Below are 18,872 nucleotides of genomic sequence, written 5' to 3'. Positions count from 1 at the left end.
CCGTGGCTACCTATCTGACTCCTGCACTTGCCTGGCGCCGTCTGCGCGAAGGAAACGAACGCTTCGTCGCCGGGGAGTCCATGCACCCCAACCAGGACGCTTCCCGCCGGCATTCCCTGGTGGAGGACCAGCACCCCTTTGCCGTGATCTTCGGTTGTTCTGATTCCCGCCTGGCCGCCGAAATCATCTTCGACCTCGGCCTGGGCGATGCCTTCGTGGTCCGCACCGCCGGTCAGGTGATCGACGACGCGGTGCTCGGCTCGCTGGAGTACAGCATCTCCCAACTGCATGTTCCGCTCATCGTGATCCTTGGCCACGACAGCTGCGGCGCGGTGACCGCGACGAAGAGTGCCGTCGAGACCGGTGAAATGCCGGCAGGTTTCATCCGTTCCCTCGTGGAGCGCATCACGCCTTCCGTCCTCACCGCAATGCGCAACGAGCAGACGGACGTCAACGAGATGGTGGTGGAGCACGTCAAGCAGACGGCCCGCCGCCTCGCCGACAGTTCCCGTGTGATTTCCGACGCGATCGACGACGGCCGGGCCGCCGTCGTCGGGCTTTCCTACAAACTGGACGAAGGCCGCGCGGCGCTTGTTTCCGGGATCGGCAAGCTCTAGGCCGGATGCCGGGCCGCCCCGAAGGGGCGGCAAGCGGCGGCCGTAGCTTTGTTCCACCGGTTTTCGGTCAAGCGGCTGCTCGCCATAAGCTAGCCCCATGACTTCCACTCAAGAATCCAACACGGCCGAGTTCCGTATTGAACATGACACGATGGGCGAAGTTCGCGTTCCTGTGAACGCCCTGTACCGCGCCCAGACGCAGCGCGCCGTGGAGAACTTCCCGATCTCCGGCAAGACGCTTGAGCGCGCGCACATCGAGGCCCTGGCCCGCGTCAAGAAGGCCGCGGCCCTGGCGAACGCTGAACTTGGGGTGCTCGACGGCGAGCTCGCCGAGGCCATTGCCAACGCTGCCGATGAGGTTGCCGCCGGAAAGTACGACGGCGATTTCCCCATCGACGTCTTCCAGACCGGTTCGGGCACGTCCTCCAACATGAACACCAACGAGGTCATCGCCGAGCTGGCGACGCGCGCCCTCGCGGCCGCCGGGAGCGACAAAGTTGTCCACCCGAACGACCACGTCAACGCTTCGCAGTCCTCCAACGATGTCTTCCCGACGTCGGTCCACGTCGCCGCGACGTCGGCCCTGATCAACGACCTGATCCCGGCCCTCGAGTACCTGGCTGCTTCCCTGGACCGCAAGGCCGTGGAGTTCAAGGACGTCGTCAAGTCCGGCCGTACCCACCTCATGGACGCCACCCCGGTAACCCTTGGCCAGGAGTTCGGCGGCTACGCAGCGCAGGTCCGTTACGGCGTCGAGCGCATCAACGCCGCCCTCCCCCGCGTCGCCGAGGTCCCCCTGGGCGGCACCGCGGTGGGCACCGGCATCAACACCCCGGAAGGCTTCCCGGAGCGCGTCATCGAGCTGCTCGCAGCCGACACCGGCCTGCCGCTGACCGAGGCACGCGACCACTTCGAAGCGCAGGCCAACCGCGACGGCCTCATCGAGGGCTCCAGCCAGCTGCGCAACATCGCCATTTCCTTCATGAAGATCAACAACGACCTCCGCTGGATGGGCTCCGGCCCCAACACGGGACTCGGCGAGATCTCCATCCCGGACCTCCAGCCGGGTTCGTCGATCATGCCGGGCAAGGTCAACCCGGTCATCTGCGAAGCCTCGATCATGGTCTGCGCCCAGGTCATCGGCAACGACACCGCCATCGCCTGGTCCGGTACCAACGGCGCCTTCGAGCTCAACGTCGGCATCCCCGTCATGGCTGCCAACCTGCTCGAATCCATCCGCCTCCTGGCCAACACCAGCCGCGTCATGGCCGACAAGATGATCGACGGCATCACCGCGAACGTCGAGCGCGCCCGCTTCCTGGCCGAGGCTTCCCCGTCCATCGTGACCCCGCTGAACAAGTTCATCGGTTACGAAGCAGCGGCAAAGATCGCCAAGAAGGCCGTTGCGGAGGGTTTGACCATCCGCGAAGCCGTGGTCTCCCTGGGTTACCTCGAGCGCGGCGAACTGACTGAAGAGCAGCTCGACAAGGCCCTCGACGTCACCACCATGACCCGCCCGGCCCACAAGGCCTAGTTTCTCGCCAGCCCGACTGGCCAGCCCGACGGCGGCCGGCACCTTCCCCACGGAAGGCGCCGGCCGCCGTCGTCGTTTCTGCCCGCATAGGATTTCTTGCACTTTCCAATCAAAAGTGCAAAACTTTACTCTGTGGAAAATAGTGCAATTAACGACGGTGGACTCCGGGAGCGCAAGCGCGCTCAGACCCGCGCGGCGATCTCCGCCGTCGCGCGGTCCTTGACGGCCCAGCACGGACTCAACGGCTTCACTGTCGAGGAAGCCTGCGAGCAGGCCGGCATATCGCGGCGGACCTTCTTCAACTATTTCCACACCAAGGAAGACGCAGTGATCGGCTCGTTCTCCGACGAGCTTCCCGAGGACGCGCTGGAAGCCTTTAACCGCAATCCCGATCGTGCAGCCGGCACGATCTCCGGCTCGCTGCTGTCCGCCCTGCGGCACTTCACCCTGGCGGTCCTCGAGCGGTCCACCGTCAGCCCTTCGGAGATCCGCCAACTCATCGCCGCAGTCAAGGCCGAGCCCCAGCTCCTTGGCCGGTTGACCCGTGAAGGCGAAGTCCGCGAGCGCCAATTCGCAGAGCTCATCGCATCCCGTGAAGGCCTCGCCGCGGACCATGCCGAGATCGTCATGGCCGCGGCGGTCTTCGGCGCCGTCACCAAGAAGACAAGCCAACAGTTCTTTTCCGAAGAGAACACCGAGCCCTACCGCGAACTGCTGGACCGGAACCTCCACGCAGCCCGTACTCTCTTCGCCCAAGCGCTGGACACCCACCCCGTCGAACCCCAGAAGGACCAACCGTGAGTACCACCCTCAAGACCAAAGCGGCCGCACCGCTGCTCTTGACCCAGAGAAGGATCTGGATCATTTTCTCGGCGCTCATCGCCGGAATGCTGCTCTCGAGCCTGGACCAGACCATCGTGTCCACGGCCATGCCCACGATCGTCGGCAAGCTCGGCGGCGTGGAGAACCAGGCCTGGATCACCACGGCCTACTTGCTGGCCACCACCGTCGTCATGCCGATCTACGGCAAATTCGGTGACATCCTGGGCCGGCGGAACCTCTTCCTCATTGCCATCGGCTTGTTCACCGCAGCTTCCATCGGTTGCGCCCTCGCCACCGACTTCTGGGGTTTCGTGATCTTCCGCGCCATCCAGGGCCTGGGCGGCGGCGGCCTGATGATCCTGTCGCAGGCCATCATCGCGGACATCGTGCCTGCCAAGGAACGCGGCAAGTACATGGGCCCCCTCGGCGCCATCTTCGGCCTCTCCGCCGTGGCCGGCCCGCTCCTGGGCGGCTTCTTCGTCGATCACCTGACGTGGGAATGGGCTTTCTACATCAACATCCCCGTCGGCATTGCGGCGTTCACCATCGCCTGGTTCACGCTCACGCTGCCGAACAAGAAGGCCGAAAAGCGCATCGACATCCTGGGCGTGCTGCTGCTGTCCGCTGCAACGGCCTGCCTGATCTTCTTCACCGACTTCGGCGGCAAGAAGGACCAAGGCTGGGACTCCCCGCTCACCTGGGCCTTCGGCGCCGGCATGGTGCTTGCTGCCTTCCTCTTCGTCCTTGTGGAGCGTAAAGCCGAAGATCCCATCATTCCGTTGAGCCTGTTCAAGAACCGGATCTTCATCAACGCAACGGCCATCGGCTTCACCCTGGGCTTGGGCATGTTCGCCGCTATCGCCTTCGTGCCGACGTTCCTGCAGATGTCCTCCGGCACCTCGGCCGCCGTCTCCGGCCTGCTTATGCTGCCGATGATGGTGGGACTCATGGGTACGTCCATCTACTCCGGTATCCGCATCTCCAAGACCGGCAAGTACAAGATGTTCCCGATCCTCGGAGCGAGCCTCACGATCGTTGCCATGTTGTGGCTCACGACCCTCACCGCGGCAACTCCGATCTGGGTCATCTGCATCCAGCTGTTCATCTTCGGCGCGGGCCTGGGCCTGATCATGCAGGTCATCGTCCTCGTGGTGCAGAACGCCGTTCCAGCCGAGCAAATCGGCACGGCAACGAGCACCAACAACTACTTCCGCGAGGTCGGGGCTTCCTTGGGCGTCGCCGTCTTCGGCTCGATCTTCACCACGCGGCTCGCTGAGTCCCTCACCAAGGCATTCACAGGCGCGGGTGCTTCAGCCTCACAGGCCGCACAGTCCACCAGCAAGCTTGACCCTCAGACGCTGGCCCAACTGCCGGTCCAGGTCAAGGACGCCATCGTCAACGCCTACGCCGATTCACTGGCACCCGTGTTTTGGTACCTCATCCCGTTCATCGCCATCGCCCTCCTCCTCGCGATCACGCTCAAGCAGATCCCGCTCTCCGACACCGCCGGAATGGTGGCCCGGGGCGAGGCTGTCGGGGGCGCCGAGGCCGAACGCCTTGAAGCCGAACGCCTCGGAGTGTCCGTGGAGGGACCCGGCGAAGGGTCCGCCGAGGGTTCCGGCGAGGGGTCTCGCGCCGTAGACGCTGTTCCGGAGTCCGGCCGGCTGGGGGACAAAGACGGCGAGCTCGCCCGGCGCTGAGCCCGCGACATGCCCGCCCTTGGCTCGGACCAGTGGACATATGGGGAATCTGTCCACTGCCGGGACGCAAGGCCGGGCATGTTCTCCGGGCCGAGCATCTGGCTTAGGCTGGAACGCATGAGTTCAGAGCCCGAAGAATCCGCGAACATCAGCCCGGCCGTTCGATGGGGACTCGGGGCAGTCCTTTTCGGCCTCCTGGCCGTCTCGATAGCCTCCGCCAAGGGCGAATGGTGGACCATCGTCGGCGCTATTGCCTGTGGTGCCGCCGCATGCCTCTTCGCTGCCCGCGCGATCCTCGCGGCCCGTCAGTCCCGCTGATATGCGACGGCGGAACCTGGCTCCAGCGCAAGCCGGATGGTTTCGCGGTGGCCGGCACTGATCTCAGGCAACTCGTCGAGGGCAAACCAGCCGACTGCGATTGACTCGTCGTCGTTGACGCGGGCCTCTCCCGAGACATAGCGGCATTTGAAGGCAATATCCAGGAAGTCGCAGACGTCTCCGTTGGGATACGTGACCGGGCCGATCACGCCCACCGCCAGGATGCGCTCGGTTTCGGCCACAACTGCAGTCTCCTCGAAGATCTCGCGGAGCAAACCAGGGGCCGGATGCTCCCCGGGTTCCAGCATTCCGGTGATCAGGGTCCACCGGCCATTGTCGGCCCGTTGGCACAGCAGGACCCGGTTCTCCTCATCCAGGACCACGCCCCGGACGCCGGGTAGCCACAGCGGGTCGTTGCCGATCTTCTCGCGGATTTCTCGGATGAATTCCGGGACCGGCACGGCCTAGCCTGCTTCCGTTGAATCAGCCATAACCAACACGAGCTCTGCCTCCGCTTCCGGATCGGATCCGCCAGTAGGGCGAGTATCCCACCGGCGATGCCCGAATGACAGCGGGCAAGGCGGCTCAAACGGTCGCTTCTCGCTCCGTTTGCCCACAGCTCTCCTCACGCCGGCAGGGCAAACATGGCCGCAGCGGCACCGGCCAGCATGAACGGCCCGAACGGTATCGAAGATTTCAAGGTTCCCCGCCGGGCAGCAAGGACTCCCAGGCTCCACAGCCCACCGAAGAGGAACGCCGCAAATGTTCCGGCAAAAACATGCGCCCAACCCAGATAGCCAAGGTAAAGGCCGAGGACACCGGCCAATTTGACGTCGCCGAAGCCCATCCCCGGCGGGTAGACCAAGCGCAGGATGAAATAGAACACCCACAGCACGGCTCCCCCGGCCACGATTCCCAAGGCAGGCACCCCGAGGAAGGGGGCACCGCCGTCGGGCGCTGGTCCAGCCGCTCCCCCCGCCAAGGTGACGGCCACCGCAGCGCCGAGCAGCAACGCACCGGCGATGGCATAGGAGGGGAAGACGATCCGGTTGGGCAAGAGGTGGTGACGGACGTCGATGACCGTGAGCCGGGCAGCCATGACAGCAAAGTAAACACAAGCTGCGAGCAGCAGCCAGAAGGCCGGGAAACTGGTCCCCCATAATTCGCCGAGTCGTCGGATCACCCTCGGATGCTATCGGTTTTCTCAAACCTCCGCCGGTTACGCACGCTTAGACTGTGGATATGGGGCGTTACAGTGCAGAAATCCATGGCAGTCCGGATGCCGACATGTCCTCCACCTTCCGAAACCTCTGCCGCTCCTCCCCATGGAAATGGACAAGCCTCAGGTTCGAATACCTGGACAGGCCGGGCAAGGCGGATGCCACAGTGCGCGCCTGGTTGCGCCGGCCGGGAGCGCTTCGGCTCGAAACCGTCGACGGTGCGTTACTGCATAGCACCACGGGCATCAACGACTCCCGAGACGGGCTTTACCTAGGCTCCAAGCGAAAGTCCTGGCTTTTGCCGGCCCACTTGGTGACCCCCGTGTACGACTCCGCCGGCTTGGTCCGCCGGCGCCCCGAGGCAGCGTACGGTGAACCGTCGTTCGGGAACGGTCGGCTCGCGGCTGCCCTCGATCCTGTCGAGCTCGCCGGAAATGCGCCGGTGCCGATGGAGTTTCCCGAGTCCAACAGGGTGTCGTTCGGCGCCATTCGGGAAGTGGATCACGAGGGGCGTCCAGCGCTCGAAACCATCGCGACGCCGGGATCCAGTTACGTGGCTGCTGATGCGGCAACGCCGCTCTGTTTCCCTGGGCGCACGCTGTTGCGGGTGGACTCGGGAACGGGCGTGTGCGTTTCCAGCCAATCGCTCGACGGCGATACCACCGGCCACGGGCATTGGATGCGGATCCTGGGGGTGGACGAATACATGCTGGACGATCTGTTCCTCGCCGAATCGATGAACCTCACTGACGTCCGCAAGCACATCAGTTGGGACATCGGTCCCCGTGCATGAGCGCGGCCCCCGCCCTGGAACGCTAGCTCACGTATATCGGGTTTCCGGCCGACCCCCGCTCACGTATATCGGGTTTCCGGCCGACGCCCGCTCACATATATCGGGTTTCCGGCCGACGCCCGCTCACATGTATCCGGTTTCCGGCCGACGCCCGCTCACATATATCGGGTTTCCGGCCGACGCCCGCTCACATGTCCGCTAGGCTTCCCGGATGAATGAGCTAAGCGCCATCTGGCCCTTCTTCGGCCTCATCCTGACCACACCCCGCTTGGAGTTGCGCCCCATACAGGACGCCGACATCCCCGCAGCCGTCAAGGCCGCCCTCAGCGGCATTCACGAGCCTGGGAAGTCCCCCTTCAGCAACCCCTGGACGGAACTGCCCAAGGATGAGTTGGGTGCCAACATGGCCGGGTGGTATTGGCGCTGCCGTGCGGGAATGGCTGCGGAATCATGGACGCTCCTCCTCGGCATCTGGCATAACGACGAGTTCATTGGCTGCCAGGATATCGAGGCGAAGAACTTCGCATCGTTGAAGACCGTCTCCACCGGCTCCTGGCTCAAGAAAGGCGCCCAAGGCCTAGGCCTTGGCAAGGAGATGCGCGCGGCCGCCCTCAGCTACGCCTTCGACTACCTGAACGCCGAAGTAGCGACATCCGAAGCTGCCATTTGGAACAAGGAATCCTTGGGCGTTTCCGCCAGCCTCGGCTATAAACCCAACGGCATTTACCGCGACCAATGGGGCACCGACGTCGTGCAGGTCCAACGAGTTCGACTCACCTCGGGCTCCTTCACCCGACCCGATTGGAAGCTAAAGGTGGAAGGCCATGAAGCCACAGCACAGTTCCTGGGTTTGTGAGCGAGCGTCGGGGGAAAACCCCACATACGTGAGCGAGCGTCGGGGGGAAAACCCGACATACGTGAGCGAGCGTCGGGGAGAGAGCGACAACGATCGACGCGCGGAGGGGCGGGGGCCCGGCGACCGGGGCCACGGCCCTCCGGACAACAGAGGCCGAGCCTTAGATTTCGGCCCCTTCAAGCAGTTCCGTCACGAGGGCCGCGATCGGCGAGCGCTCGGAGCGGGTCAGGGTGATGTGGCCGAAGAGCGGGTGCCCCTTGAGGGTCTCGACGACGGCGGCAACGCCGTCGTGCCGGCCGACGCGGAGGTTGTCCCGCTGGGCGACGTCGTGGGTCAGGACGATCTTGGAGTTCTGGCCGATACGGCTCATGACCGTGAGGAGCACGTTCTTTTCGAGCGACTGTGCCTCGTCCACGATCACGAAGGCGTCATGGAGCGAACGTCCGCGGATGTGGGTCAGCGGCATGACTTCCAGCATGCCCCGGTCCATGACTTCTTCCACGACTTCCTGGCTGACGAGCGCACCGAGAGTGTCGAAGACCGCCTGCGCCCAGGGGTTCATCTTCTCCGCCTCGGAACCGGGAAGGTAGCCAAGTTCCTGTCCACCCACCGCATACAGGGGGCGGAAGACGATCACTTTGCGGTGCTCCCGGCGCTCCAGGACGGCCTCGAGTCCGGCGCACAGGGCCAGGGCCGACTTTCCCGTACCCGCGCGGCCTCCGATCGAGACGATTCCGACGCTGGGATCCATGAGCAGATCGATCGCAAGCCGTTGCTCCGCCGAGCGGCCGTGCAGTCCGAAGACATCGCGGTCCCCCTTGACCAGCCGCACTTGCTTGTCCGCGCCGACGCGTCCCAAGGCGGAGCCCCGGTTGGAAAGCAGCACCAGTCCCGTGTTGACGGGCAGCTCCGCCGCCGCCGGGATGAACACCGGTTCATGCCCGTACAGGGTGGTGATTTCGTCCTCGCTGGCTTCGATCTCCGCCATGCCGGTCCAGCCGGAGTCCTTGACGAGCTCATTGCGGTATTCGTCCGCGAACAGCCCCATCGCGGAGGCTTTGACGCGCATCGGAAGGTCCTTGGAGACGACCGTGACGTTGCGGCCTTCGTTGGCGAGGTTCTTGGCGACTGCCAGGATGCGGCTGTCGTTGTCCGGGCCACGGAATCCTGCCGGAAGCACTTCGGTGGACACATGGTTCATCTCAACGCGCAGCGTGCCGCCGTCGGTTCCGATCGGGATGGCTTGATTCAATCCGCCATGCTCGATGCGCAGGTCATCCAGGAGCCTGAGGGCCTTGCGGGCGAAGTAGCCCAACTCGGGATCGTGGCGTTTGCCCTCCAATTCGGTGATGACCACGATCGGGACAATGACTTCGTGCTCCGCGAAGCGCAACAGGGCGTGCGGATCGGAAAGCAAGACGGAAGTGTCAATCACATAGCTCCGGCCAGTCGCGGTCCCGGACTGTGCAGTCCGCCCGCTGTTGGCCCGCTTGGTGCGAGAGGTAGCTGAACTTTCCCCGTCTGAAACGACTACGGGCAGTTGCTCAGAAATAGCCACATCGACTCCAGCCCCGGGCGAACCCGGCTTATTCGTGAGGCGGCTCGGCCGGAAGGCCGGGCGCGGCCCCCCACGTAACTGGTGCGATGATTCGCTCCATCTACTGGCCTCCCCGATCAGCAGGCGGTTTGCCTACTGATGGGATTAACGTATTCCCGTGCGATTACATTTCCGGTTAGCCCAAACGGCGATTCGTGTAGACAACATGTGAACTTCCCGTAAACGGGAGCGTACCGGAAGTCACCGAGTCAGGAACCGAAGCGGCGTTGGCGGCCGGCGTAGTCCCGCAGGGCCCGCAGGAAATCAACCTTGCGGAACGCGGGCCAGAGTGCCTCGCAAAAGTAGAACTCGCTGTAGGCGCTTTGCCACATGAGGAAACCTGACAAACGCTGTTCACCTGACGTGCGGATCACCAGATCCGGGTCCGGCTGGCCTCGCGTGTAAAGGAAACGCGAGATGTCGTCCACTGAGAGCTCATCGGCCAGCTCGGTGATGTCGCGGCCGTGCGCGACGGCGTCGTGCAGCAGTTCCCGCACGGCGTCAACGATCTCGCGCCGTCCGCCGTACCCGACGGCCACGTTCACATGCAGCCGCTCGCGGATCGGCGTGCGGGCCGTGAGCTTGTTGAGCCTCTCGGCGAGGTAGTCCGGAAGGAGCTCCGGCGCGCCCATGGCGTGGACCGAGATATCGGCGTCGTCATCCAAGCGGTCGAGCGTGTTGGCGATGATTCCCATCAGCAGTTCGAGCTCTTCGCCGGAACGGTTCATGTTGTCCGTCGAGAGCATGTAGAGAGTGACGACTTTGACACCGAGTTCCTGGCACCAGCCGAGGAATTCGTGGATCTTGTCCGCGCCTGCCTGATGGCCTTCGCTGGTCGGAGCGTTGAACTGCCGCGCCCAGCGGCGGTTGCCATCCACCATGACGCCGATGTGCCGGGGAATCTTCTCCCGCTCGAGCGAACGGAGCAGTTTGCGCTCGTAGAAGCCATAGAGGAAGCCGGGCCACTCCATCCGGACACTCACCTGACTTCCTATGAACAGCACGTTAAAAGCGAAACAAACGACGACGGCGGCCGGTCCGCTTGGCAGCCGGCCCCCAGCCAAACAACTATCGACACCTCCGGACCGCTGCCGTAGGCGCACCACCAAGGCTACCTTCCCAAGGCGGGCAGCCGGCACACCTGAACAGCGGAAAGCGATCGCAAAGGGCGCTACTCGGCAGTAACTTATCCAGGCGCGGGTTACGCTTTAACGATGTCGGAGCTGCTCACAACCAAGCCGAGGTGGCGCGGCTGGATCCATGCTGTGGCCACGCCTTTCGCCGTCGCGGCAGGGATCGTCCTGGTGACATTGGCGCCAACGACGGATCGCAAAATCGCCTCCGCCATCTACGCCTTGACGGGTGTGCTGCTCTTCGGCGTGTCCGCGGTCTACCACCGCGGCAATTGGGAGCCGAAGACCAGGATGGTCCTCAAGCGCCTGGACCACACCAACATCATGCTGGTGATCGCGGGCAGCTACACGCCCCTCGCATGGTCGCTGCTGGAGCGTCCCAAGGCCGTCCTCCTGCTGTGGGTGATCTGGTCCGGTGCACTGCTGGGAGTGCTTTTCCGGGTTCTCTGGACCGGCGCTCCACGTTGGCTCTACGTGCCCATCTACGTCGCGCTGGGCTGCGGGGCATTGTTCTACCTGCCGGAGTTCTTCACGGCGAACGTTCCAGCGGCGATCCTGATCTGCGTGGGCGGGGTCCTCTACATCGCGGGCGCGGTTTTCTACGGAATCAAGAGGCCCAACTTCAGTCCGTTGAACTTCGGCTTCCACGAGCTCTTCCACGCCCTCACCGTGCTGGCGTTCGCCGCACATTTCGCCGCGATCATGATTGCCGTGCTGAGTTAATTGGCGATCCTGGGCTAGCCGGCGGCTTCCGCCATCGCGTCGAGGCGCTGCGCGAGTTCCTCGACCGATCCAAGCGGCAGGTCACACACCATCCCCCGGCATAGATACACCAGCGGTGAGCCGTCCGCGGCAGCCGTACGGGCTTCGAGCAGCGGCACCTCAGGTTCCGCTGCCCGGGCCCCGGGCAGGGCGCCGTCGTCGGGCGCTTGTTCGCCGGCCACACGGAGCTGGACCGCAACCACCATCCCCGGGCTCGGCGAGGCCAACAGCGCGCGGTGGAGTTCCCGTTGTTTGGCGCCTGGTGGGCCGGATACTGCGGCCTCTACGGGACCAACCGCGGCTGCCTCGGCGGTCGCAAGCAACCATCCCGCTACCCGTGGAGCCCGCCCGGCTATGGGCGGCAGGAGCGAGAGGATGTTGCTCGCCATGGCCCTGTGCTCGTGCGAACCGGAGTAGGCCGCGTAGCTCAGCAACACTCCGGCAAACGCAGCTGCCCCGCTGGGCGCCGCGTTGTCGAAGGGGTCCAGGCCCGCGTGCTGGCCCTGCGCGTTGAATACCTGGGCCGACTCCCCTACGGAGTCCGACAACCTGCCGTCCACCACGAATCGCGCGCAGGCTCCGCTGATCAGCTCCTCCGCGAACCGGTACCAGCGCTGCTGGCCAGTCACCGCGTAGAGGGCCAGGAAGCCTTCGGCGCAAAATGCGTAGTCTTCCAACAAGCCGCTGATGCCGCGCGCAACGCCGTCGTGCGAGACCCTCATCAGCACCCTCGCCCCGGGCTTTGAGGTGCCGGCGGCCGGACGCCAGTGCGCGCGCACCAGGTACTCGGCCACGCTTTCCGCGGCGGTCACCAGTTCAGGCCTGTCCAGGACAGCGCCGGCTTCGGCAAGCGCCGCGATGGCCAGGCCGTTCCAGCCCGCCACGACCTTGTCGTCCCGGGCCGGTTGGGGCCGCGCCGAGCGCGCGGCGCGCAAGGCGGGCCTGACTCGGTTCCACAACCGCGATTCCGCACCGGAGAGCTGGCGCCCGGGATGGAGCGGAGATCCGAGTTCCGAGACCGTCCCGGACGGCCCCACGTTCATGAGCCGGGCCACTGCGGCGCCGTCCCCGGGGCCAAGCACGGCTTCGAGGCTCGCAGGAGTCCACAGGTAGGACGCCCCTTCGTGATGCACTCCGTCCACCACGGTATCGGCGTCGAGCGAGGAAGCGAGTCCGTCCGGCGCCGCGGGATCACCCACGCCGAGCGAGCCGAGCATCCAGTCCGCCACCCGCGACGCCACACTTGCGGCCTCGCCGGCCGGCAAGACCCAGTCGCCCCGAAGCCGGACCCAGTGGACGTAGGCACGGAGGAGCTGGGCATTGTCGTAGAGCATCTTCTCGAAATGCGGCACGGCCCAATCCGCGGTCACGGAATACCGGGCGAAGCCGCCGTCGAGCTGGTCGCACAGTGCGGAACGGGCCATGGCGGCGAGCGTGCGGCCCGCCATGTCGCGGGCGGCGTCCGAGGTATCCGACGGTACGGCAGCGTGCCGGATCAGGAACTCAAGAACGGCCGACGGCGGGAACTTGGGAGCGCCGCCGAAGCCACCGCCGTCGGGGTCCTCCGAACGGGCGAGAAGACGCACGGCTTCCGATAACAGGCTTCTGTCCAGGCTTTCGGACGGCCTGTCGAGGAACACGGCTGAGGCGAGCTGGGCATCGGCCATGCCGACGGCGAGCCCTCGCGCGTTTTGCTCGACGGCGTCTCGGCGTTCCAGCCAAGCCTCATGGACCGCTTCAAGCACCTGGCGGAAGGACGGCCTTCCGGGTTGTGGCTTCGGCGGGAAATAGGTGCCTGCATGGAAGGCCAAGCCGTCGGGCGTCAGGAACACGGACATCGGCCAGCCGCCCTCGCCGCTGATGGCCTGCGTGGCTGCCATGTAGATCGAGTCCACGTCGGGGCGTTCTTCGCGGTCCACCTTGATGGCCACGAAGTGGGCGTTCAGATACTCGGCGGTGTCCTTGTCTTCGAATGACTCGTGGGCCATGACGTGGCACCAGTGGCACGCGGCATAGCCGATGGAGAGAAAGACGGGAACATCGCGGGCCGCCGCGAATGCAAAGGCCTCGTCGCCGAACGGCCGCCAGTACACCGGATTGTCCGCATGCTGGCGGAGATAGGCGGACGGTTCCGAGCCGAGGGCGTTGGACGCCCCCGGCCATTCCCGGGTGATGCCCGGGTCAGCGGGCTCCGGAGCCGGCATCGCCGTCGGAGTCTTCTGCGCGCGGCTTGCCCGCAACAGCGCCGCCGGTCTCAGCAGTGCCGGTCCCAGCGCCGGTCGCAGCGCCGCCGGTCTCAGCAGTGCCGGTCCCAGAGCCGGTCACGGAACCGTCAGTCCCGGAACCGTCCGCCTCAGCCGCGTCGGGACCCCCGACCAGGGCTTCTTCAACCTGGGCGCGGTAGCGGACCCGCCGGATCCGGCGGACCATGTCGACGATCAGGAAGGTCGTGAGCACCACGATGAAGGCAGTCAGGACGAATCCCCAGGTTCCCGGGGTCACCTGGTCTTCCGACAAGCCGGGGCGCAGCGACGGGGTCGGGGTAGGCGACGGGGTCGTGGCCAGGGCGATGAGAAAGTGGTGCACGGTTCAAACCTTCTATGGGAGTTTCCAGCCGGGTGGCGACTTCTACGCTTGATAGAAATCGCCGGCGATCCTATCTTAGCCCTGCGAACAGGTCCTTTTCCGGCAGTTCGGCCGGGATCACGGAGTGGACCAGCGTGTAGTCCTCCCACGGCCAGGCCCTGCGCTGCATCTCCGGGGATACCGCGAAGAAGAAGCCGAGGGGGTCAATCTGCGTCCGATGCGCCCTGAGTGCGTCGTCACGGGCCTCAAAGTAGTCACCGCAATCCACTTGCGTGGTGGTCTGGTGCATAGGCCTCGGCGGAGTATGTCCTTCCGCGTCGGCTTCAAGCCAGGAGGCCAGGCGTTCGGCGTAGGGCGATTGCAGGCCCGCCTCTTCGAGCGCGAAATGCAAGGCCCGGAAGCGGTCGGGGCTGAAGGCGCGGTCGTAGTACAGCTTGCTGGGCGCCCAGCTATCGCCTGTCCCAGGGTAGCGTTCCGGGTCACCGGCTGCGTGGAAGGCTTCGACGGCAACCTTGTGGGCCATGATGTGGTCAGGATGCGGGTAGCCGCCGTTTTCGTCGTAGCTCACCATGACGTGCGGCTTGAAGTCGCGGACCAAGCGGACGAGCGGTGCCGAGGCCCGCTCAAGGGGCTGAAGCGCAAAGCAGCCGGCGGGCAGGGGTGGCAACGGATCGCCGTCGGGCAGTCCGGAATCCACGAAGCCCAACCAACGCTGCTTGATTCCGAGGACCGCGGCAGCTTGCTTCATTTCCAAACGGCGCGCGCCTGCCATGTCGCGCTTCGGGTGCGGGGCGGACTCCATGGCCGGGTTCTGGATGTCCCCGCGGGAACCGTCGGTGCAGGTAGCCACCATGACCTCCACGCCGGAAGCCGCATACATCGCCATGGTTGCCGCGCCCTTGCTTGACTCGTCGTCCGGGTGTGCGTGGACGGCGAGCAGCCGGAGCTGCGTGTCGGGGCTGGTGGATGTGCTCATCCGGTACGGTTCCTCTTTCCGGGTCATGCTGTTCTGGGTTTGCTGGTGGCTGTACTGATCAGGTCTTTCTAACGCGTGCGACTCCGCTGTGGGCGAAGAGGCGCCGGAAGCCCACTAAACTGGGTGGGTGACTTCGGAAGACCCATCGGGCACGGCGCTGCCAGCAACTACCAGCCTAGCCAATCGCTACGGCAGCCAAAAGCGCGCCTTCGGAGGGAAAACCAAACGGAACATCGTCATCGCCGTCCTCCTCATGGTCATCGGGCTCTTGTTTTGGGTCACTATGTCTTCCTCGCAATCGTCTGTGTCTTTCAAGGACATCGGTTACAGCGCCACTGATGCCACTCAGCTGTCGGTCGATTTCCAGGTCACAAAGAACCCGGATGCCACCGCAAAATGCGCGGTCAAGGCCATGGATTCCAAGTTCGCGGTGGTCGGCTGGAAAGTCGTTGAGATCGGCCCGAATGCCCCGAAGGCAGGGGCCGACGGTGGCCAGACAACCGCCCAAAGGGCCATCCTTCGCACGGAGTCCGAGGCCGTGTCCGCCGTCGTGGACAACTGCTGGATTGTCGATGGCAGCAAATAGCAACGGTGTGACCCGCGACTCAGTGAGCTTGGGTTTGTCCACAGGATTGACTACACTGGATCAATACCTTAACCCCGCTGAGTTGGTTGCTGAGTTCCACGAGTGGCCTGCACCGGCGGGGTCTTTGCTTGTCAGATCCATAAGGAGAAGTCCGTGTCGACCACCAACAGCGCGCCTGCAGCTTGGCTTACCCAGGACGCATTTGACCGCCTGAAGGCAGAGCTGGACCACCTTTCCGGCCCTGGCCGTGCGGAGATCGTACAGAAGATCGAAGCCGCCCGTCAGGAAGGCGACCTCAAGGAAAACGGTGGATACCATGCCGCCAAGGAAGAGCAGGGCAAGATCGAGGCCCGCATCCGCCAGCTGACCGTGCTCCTGCGCGACGCCCAGGTGGGCGAAGCTCCGGCCGATGATGGAATCGTCGAGCCCGGCATGCTCGTCGTCGCACGCATCGCCGGTGACGAAGAGACCTTCCTGCTCGGATCCCGTGAAATCGCCGGTGATTCCGATCTCAACGTCTTCAGCGAGAAGTCCCCGCTCGGCGTGGCGATCATGGGCCACAAGGAAGGCGACAAGATCAGCTACGTCGCCCCCAACGGCAAGGAAATTCCGGTGGAGATTGTTTCCGCCAAGCCGTTCGCCGGCTGATTATTCCGCGAAACAACGACGCCGGCCCACCCCTTCCCGGGGCGGGCCAGCGTTTTGCTTTGCGTTCCCCCCAACTAGCTCGCAGTTGTTGTCGTTTTGAGGGCTCATAACGACAACAACTGCGAGTCAGTTGGGGTGGGCTACGGCGTCAGTGCACCACGATCGGGTGGAAGCCCTCGGCTCGAAGGGCTGCCAGGACCTGCTCGCTGTGTTCGTGGCCCTTGGTTTCCAGGTTGACGGTGATGGAGACGTCGCCCATGCTGATCGCGCCGCCCACCCGGGTGTGGTCCAGGCCGGTCACGTTGGCATCGTTTTCGGCGATGATGCGGGCAATGGTCGCCAAGGAACCGGGACGGTCATCCAGCATCATGCGCACGGTCATGTAGCGCCCCGCAGCCGAGAGGCCGCGCTGGATCACCTTGAGCATCAGCATGGGGTCGATGTTGCCGCCGGACAGGATGACGGCGGTGGTCCCCGGGTTCTCGATCTTGCCGTCCATGAGGGCTGCGACGCCGACAGCACCGGCCGGCTCGACCACCATCTTGGCGCGCTCCAGCAGGAAGATGAGGGCCCGGGCCAAAGAGTCTTCGCTCACCGTCACGACGTCGTCCACGAGTTCGCGGATGATGCTGAACGGCAGCTGGCCGGGGCGTCCGACGGCGATGCCGTCCGCCATGGTGGAAACCTTCTTGAGCGGCACCAAGGCGTCAGCGGCGAGCGACGGCGGGTAGGCGGCCGCGTTCTCGGCCTGCACGCCGATGATCCGGATCTCGCGTCCCAGCTCCCTGGCCCTCGCTTTGATCGCGACGGCGACTCCGGCCAGCAGGCCACCGCCACCGACGCCCATCAGGACCGTGTCGACGTTAGGGACCTGATCCAGGATTTCAAGCCCGACGGTGCCCTGGCCCGCCACGACGTCGACGTTGTCGAAGGGGTGGACGAAGACCGCGCCAGTTTCGTTCGCGTAGCGCTGCGCCTCGGCCAGGGCCTCATCCACGTTGTGTCCGTGCAGGACGACTTCGGCTCCGTGGCTGCGGGTTGCGGCAAGCTTCGGAAGCGCCACACCGAGCGGCATGTAGATGCGTGCCTTGATTCCGAGGCTTTTCGCCGCCACCGCAACGCCTTGCGCGTGGTTGCCTGCCGAAGCCGCCACCACGCCGCGCTTCTTTTCCTCGGGAGACAGGCGTGCCATCCGCACGTAGGCACCGCGGACCTTGAAGGAACCTGCCCGCTGGAGGTTCTCGCATTTGAAGAAGACCTCTCCGCCTACCATCGCTCCCAGGGCCCGTGAGGACTCGATGGGGGTCTTGGTAATAATGCCCTCGAGCAGCTCCTGCGCCTTAAGGACATCGTCCAGGGTGACGGGCAGGGTATCGAGGGTATTCACGGGTTAATCTCCTTTGTTGGTGTGCTGTGCGGCATCCTTGGCGAATGTCCGTTCCGCAGCCGCGTGCTGACCTGCGGCGCCTTCGCCGCTGTTGGACCGTGCGCCCGCGTTGGCGCCGGGACCGTGGATTTCCTTGATGGTGGGTTCCTCATCGGAGTCCGGTGGTGCAATCCCTGCGCCGGCGTACGCCGTCATCAGTCCTTCATCATGTTCCCACGTCCGCGCTGCAATATAGCGAACCGCCGTATTTGCTACGGCGAGGAGCGGGACGGCAAAGAGCGCTCCCGGGATTCCGGCCAGGTAGGAACCGGCGGCGACCGACAAGATGACGGCGACCGGGTGCAGCGATACGGCCTTGCCCATGATGAGCGGCTGGAGGATATGGCTTTCAAGCTGCTGCACGAACAGGACGATGGCCAACATGACGAGCGCGTTGACGGGACCATTCGCCACCAAGGCCAGGAGCACCGCGATGGCTCCCGTCACGAGGGCGCCGACCACCGGGATGAACGAGCCGATGAACACCAACACACCCAGGGGCAGGGCGAGGGGAACCTGGATAATCGCTGCGCCGACGCCGATCCCCACCGCGTCCACGAACGCAACGAACATCTGGATGCGCACGTAGCTGACCATGGACGACCAACCGCGCCGGCCCGCGCCATAGGCCGCTGCGCGTGCGGTCCGGGGCAGGAGCCCGACGATGAACCGCCAGATCCTGGACCCCTCGAGGAGGAAAAAGATTAGGATGAAGAGGGCCAGGACCATGCCCGCGGCAAAATGCCCGGCGGTACTACCGAAGGACAGGGCACCGCTGAGGATGCTGCTGCTGTTGTTCTGCAGGGCCGAGGTGGCGCTCTGGATGTAGGTGTCGATCTGGTCCGCGGTCAGGTGCAGCGGGCCGTCAGCGAGCCAGGCCTGGATTTGCTGGATGCCCGTGAGCGCTTCCTGCCACAGCTCGCCGAATCCCACAGCGAGTTGCCGTCCCACCAACGCCAGGGCTCCCGCGATGACCCCGAGAAACCCCACCACTGTGATGGCAACGGCCGCTCCTTGGGGCATCTTGAGCTTCCTGAGCCACCCCGTGACCGGGTAGAGCAAGCCTGCCAGGAGGGAGGCGACCATGAGCGGGATGATCAGGAAGCTGACCTTCCCCAACAGCCAAATAAGGGCTCCAACGACCACCAATATGAGGCCCACCCGCCATGCCCACGCGGCAGCAATCCGGACTCCGTACGGGATGTCCTGCGCAATGTGATGCTCCGACACCTGCCTGGGCGCGGCCGAAACGGGCTCACTCGATGGCGTGGCGTCCTGTGCTGGCGTCATTCACCCAT

Annotated in this window: 19 protein-coding genes; 10 read left to right on the top strand and 9 right to left on the bottom strand. The window is 64.8% G+C overall.

All coding sequences use genetic code 11. From position 1 onward, the window contains the following. Window positions 1-2 precede the first annotated feature (2 nt). The 5 genes from AC1DJB_RS11720 (at window position 3) to AC1DJB_RS11700 (ending at window position 4,991) form a co-directional block, all read left to right on the top strand. A complete protein-coding gene (locus tag AC1DJB_RS11720; RefSeq protein WP_059387956.1) occupies window positions 3-617 on the top strand; it encodes a carbonic anhydrase in 615 nt (204 codons plus the stop codon). Between the two features lie 97 nt (window positions 618-714). Next, window positions 715-2,151 (top strand): class II fumarate hydratase, encoded by a 1,437-nt coding sequence (locus AC1DJB_RS11715; RefSeq protein ID WP_284990418.1) that lies wholly within the window; start codon window positions 715-717, stop codon window positions 2,149-2,151. A gap of 132 nt (window positions 2,152-2,283) precedes the next feature. Beyond that, entirely contained in the window at window positions 2,284-2,952 is a 669-nt protein-coding gene (locus tag AC1DJB_RS11710) for a TetR/AcrR family transcriptional regulator (RefSeq protein WP_306961173.1), read from the top strand. Beyond that, a complete protein-coding gene (locus tag AC1DJB_RS11705) occupies window positions 2,949-4,673 on the top strand; it encodes an MDR family MFS transporter (RefSeq protein WP_441437674.1) in 1,725 nt (574 codons plus the stop codon). The genes AC1DJB_RS11710 and AC1DJB_RS11705 overlap by 4 nt, the downstream gene beginning before the upstream one ends. Window positions 4,674-4,790: 117 nt before the next feature. Further along, window positions 4,791-4,991, top strand: coding sequence for a hypothetical protein (locus AC1DJB_RS11700; RefSeq protein WP_059387958.1), 201 nt, complete (start codon window positions 4,791-4,793; stop codon window positions 4,989-4,991). Here the strand turns inward: AC1DJB_RS11700 and AC1DJB_RS11695 are convergent. Together AC1DJB_RS11695 and AC1DJB_RS11690 are read right to left on the bottom strand one after the other, a co-directional pair. Further along, window positions 4,979-5,452, bottom strand: coding sequence for an NUDIX hydrolase (locus tag AC1DJB_RS11695; RefSeq protein WP_332601525.1), 474 nt, complete (start codon window positions 5,450-5,452; stop codon window positions 4,979-4,981). The genes AC1DJB_RS11700 and AC1DJB_RS11695 overlap by 13 nt on opposite strands. A 164-nt stretch (window positions 5,453-5,616) precedes the next feature. Then, window positions 5,617-6,174, bottom strand: coding sequence for a prepilin peptidase (locus AC1DJB_RS11690; protein ID WP_284990414.1), 558 nt, complete (start codon window positions 6,172-6,174; stop codon window positions 5,617-5,619). 59 nt (window positions 6,175-6,233) lie between these two features. On the opposite strand from AC1DJB_RS11690, the gene AC1DJB_RS11685 reads away from it, so the two are divergent. Both AC1DJB_RS11685 and AC1DJB_RS11680 read left to right on the top strand, forming a co-directional pair. Then, entirely contained in the window at window positions 6,234-7,004 is a 771-nt protein-coding gene (locus AC1DJB_RS11685; RefSeq protein WP_441437672.1) for a hypothetical protein, read from the top strand. 211 nt (window positions 7,005-7,215) lie between these two features. After that, a complete protein-coding gene (locus AC1DJB_RS11680) occupies window positions 7,216-7,860 on the top strand; it encodes a GNAT family N-acetyltransferase (protein WP_476910272.1) in 645 nt (214 codons plus the stop codon). A 160-nt stretch (window positions 7,861-8,020) separates the two neighbouring features. On the opposite strand, the gene AC1DJB_RS11675 is transcribed toward AC1DJB_RS11680, so the two are convergent. Together AC1DJB_RS11675 and AC1DJB_RS11670 are read right to left on the bottom strand one after the other, a co-directional pair. After that, the gene (locus tag AC1DJB_RS11675) at window positions 8,021-9,295 is read right to left on the bottom strand and encodes a PhoH family protein (protein WP_370872299.1); all 1,275 of its coding nucleotides are present in this window, start codon (window positions 9,293-9,295) and stop codon (window positions 8,021-8,023) included. Between the two features lie 371 nt (window positions 9,296-9,666). Continuing rightward, window positions 9,667-10,428: an isoprenyl transferase gene (locus tag AC1DJB_RS11670; RefSeq protein WP_059387964.1), complete on the bottom strand. Its 762-nt coding sequence runs from the start codon at window positions 10,426-10,428 to the stop codon at window positions 9,667-9,669. Between the two features lie 243 nt (window positions 10,429-10,671). Between AC1DJB_RS11670 and trhA the strand changes: the two genes are divergently transcribed. Next, window positions 10,672-11,313, top strand: coding sequence for a PAQR family membrane homeostasis protein TrhA (gene trhA / locus AC1DJB_RS11665; protein ID WP_307052656.1), 642 nt, complete (start codon window positions 10,672-10,674; stop codon window positions 11,311-11,313). A 14-nt stretch (window positions 11,314-11,327) separates the two neighbouring features. Here trhA and AC1DJB_RS11660 read toward each other — a convergent pair whose 3' ends face one another. From AC1DJB_RS11660 to mca, 3 genes are all read right to left on the bottom strand, one after another. After that, window positions 11,328-13,556 carry a thioredoxin domain-containing protein gene (locus AC1DJB_RS11660; RefSeq protein WP_441433669.1) on the bottom strand — a complete coding sequence of 743 codons (2,229 nt, stop codon included), beginning with the start codon at window positions 13,554-13,556 and terminating at the stop codon, window positions 11,328-11,330. After that, complete coding sequence (locus tag AC1DJB_RS11655) at window positions 13,534-13,938, bottom strand: hypothetical protein (protein WP_441433668.1); 405 nt, start codon at window positions 13,936-13,938, stop codon at window positions 13,534-13,536. Before AC1DJB_RS11655 ends, AC1DJB_RS11660 begins: the two co-directional genes overlap by 23 nt. A gap of 70 nt (window positions 13,939-14,008) precedes the next feature. Further along, complete coding sequence (gene mca, locus AC1DJB_RS11650) at window positions 14,009-14,914, bottom strand: mycothiol conjugate amidase Mca (RefSeq protein ID WP_441433667.1); 906 nt, start codon at window positions 14,912-14,914, stop codon at window positions 14,009-14,011. A gap of 127 nt (window positions 14,915-15,041) precedes the next feature. Here mca and AC1DJB_RS11645 point away from each other — a divergent pair, with 127 nt between their 5' ends. Both AC1DJB_RS11645 and greA read left to right on the top strand, forming a co-directional pair. Further along, a complete protein-coding gene (locus AC1DJB_RS11645; RefSeq protein ID WP_476910271.1) occupies window positions 15,042-15,500 on the top strand; it encodes a DUF4307 domain-containing protein in 459 nt (152 codons plus the stop codon). A gap of 153 nt (window positions 15,501-15,653) precedes the next feature. Beyond that, entirely contained in the window at window positions 15,654-16,148 is a 495-nt protein-coding gene (gene greA / locus AC1DJB_RS11640) for a transcription elongation factor GreA (protein WP_184736437.1), read from the top strand. Window positions 16,149-16,296: 148 nt separating this feature from the next. On the opposite strand, the gene ilvA is transcribed toward greA, so the two are convergent. Continuing rightward, window positions 16,297-17,535, bottom strand: a complete 1,239-nt coding sequence (ilvA, locus tag AC1DJB_RS11635; RefSeq protein WP_284990405.1) for a threonine ammonia-lyase — start codon at window positions 17,533-17,535, stop codon at window positions 16,297-16,299. Window positions 17,536-17,538: 3 nt separating this feature from the next. Beyond that, window positions 17,539-18,864 carry an AI-2E family transporter gene (locus tag AC1DJB_RS11630; RefSeq protein ID WP_284990403.1) on the bottom strand — a complete coding sequence of 442 codons (1,326 nt, stop codon included), beginning with the start codon at window positions 18,862-18,864 and terminating at the stop codon, window positions 17,539-17,541. Window positions 18,865-18,872 lie beyond the last annotated feature (8 nt).

The organism is Arthrobacter sp. 01T428 (assembly GCF_056398685.1).
This window is presented reverse-complemented; position numbering and strand designations above follow the sequence as displayed.

Bases quoted from the DNA above. Each gene is read 5' to 3' on its own strand.
- AC1DJB_RS11715 (WP_284990418.1), top strand. From the start codon at position 715: ATGACTTCCACTCAAGAATCCAACACGGCCGAGTTCCGTATTGAACAT.
- AC1DJB_RS11700 (WP_059387958.1), top strand. From the start codon at position 4,791: ATGAGTTCAGAGCCCGAAGAATCCGCGAACATCAGCCCGGCCGTTCGA.
- AC1DJB_RS11685 (WP_441437672.1), top strand. From the start codon at position 6,234: ATGGGGCGTTACAGTGCAGAAATCCATGGCAGTCCGGATGCCGACATG.
- AC1DJB_RS11680 (WP_476910272.1), top strand. From the start codon at position 7,216: ATGAATGAGCTAAGCGCCATCTGGCCCTTCTTCGGCCTCATCCTGACC.
- AC1DJB_RS11670 (WP_059387964.1), bottom strand. From the start codon at position 10,428: ATGGAGTGGCCCGGCTTCCTCTATGGCTTCTACGAGCGCAAACTGCTC.
- trhA (WP_307052656.1), top strand. From the start codon at position 10,672: ATGTCGGAGCTGCTCACAACCAAGCCGAGGTGGCGCGGCTGGATCCAT.
- AC1DJB_RS11660 (WP_441433669.1), bottom strand. From the start codon at position 13,556: ATGCCGGCTCCGGAGCCCGCTGACCCGGGCATCACCCGGGAATGGCCG.
- mca (WP_441433667.1), bottom strand. From the start codon at position 14,914: ATGAGCACATCCACCAGCCCCGACACGCAGCTCCGGCTGCTCGCCGTC.
- AC1DJB_RS11630 (WP_284990403.1), bottom strand. From the start codon at position 18,864: ATGACGCCAGCACAGGACGCCACGCCATCGAGTGAGCCCGTTTCGGCC.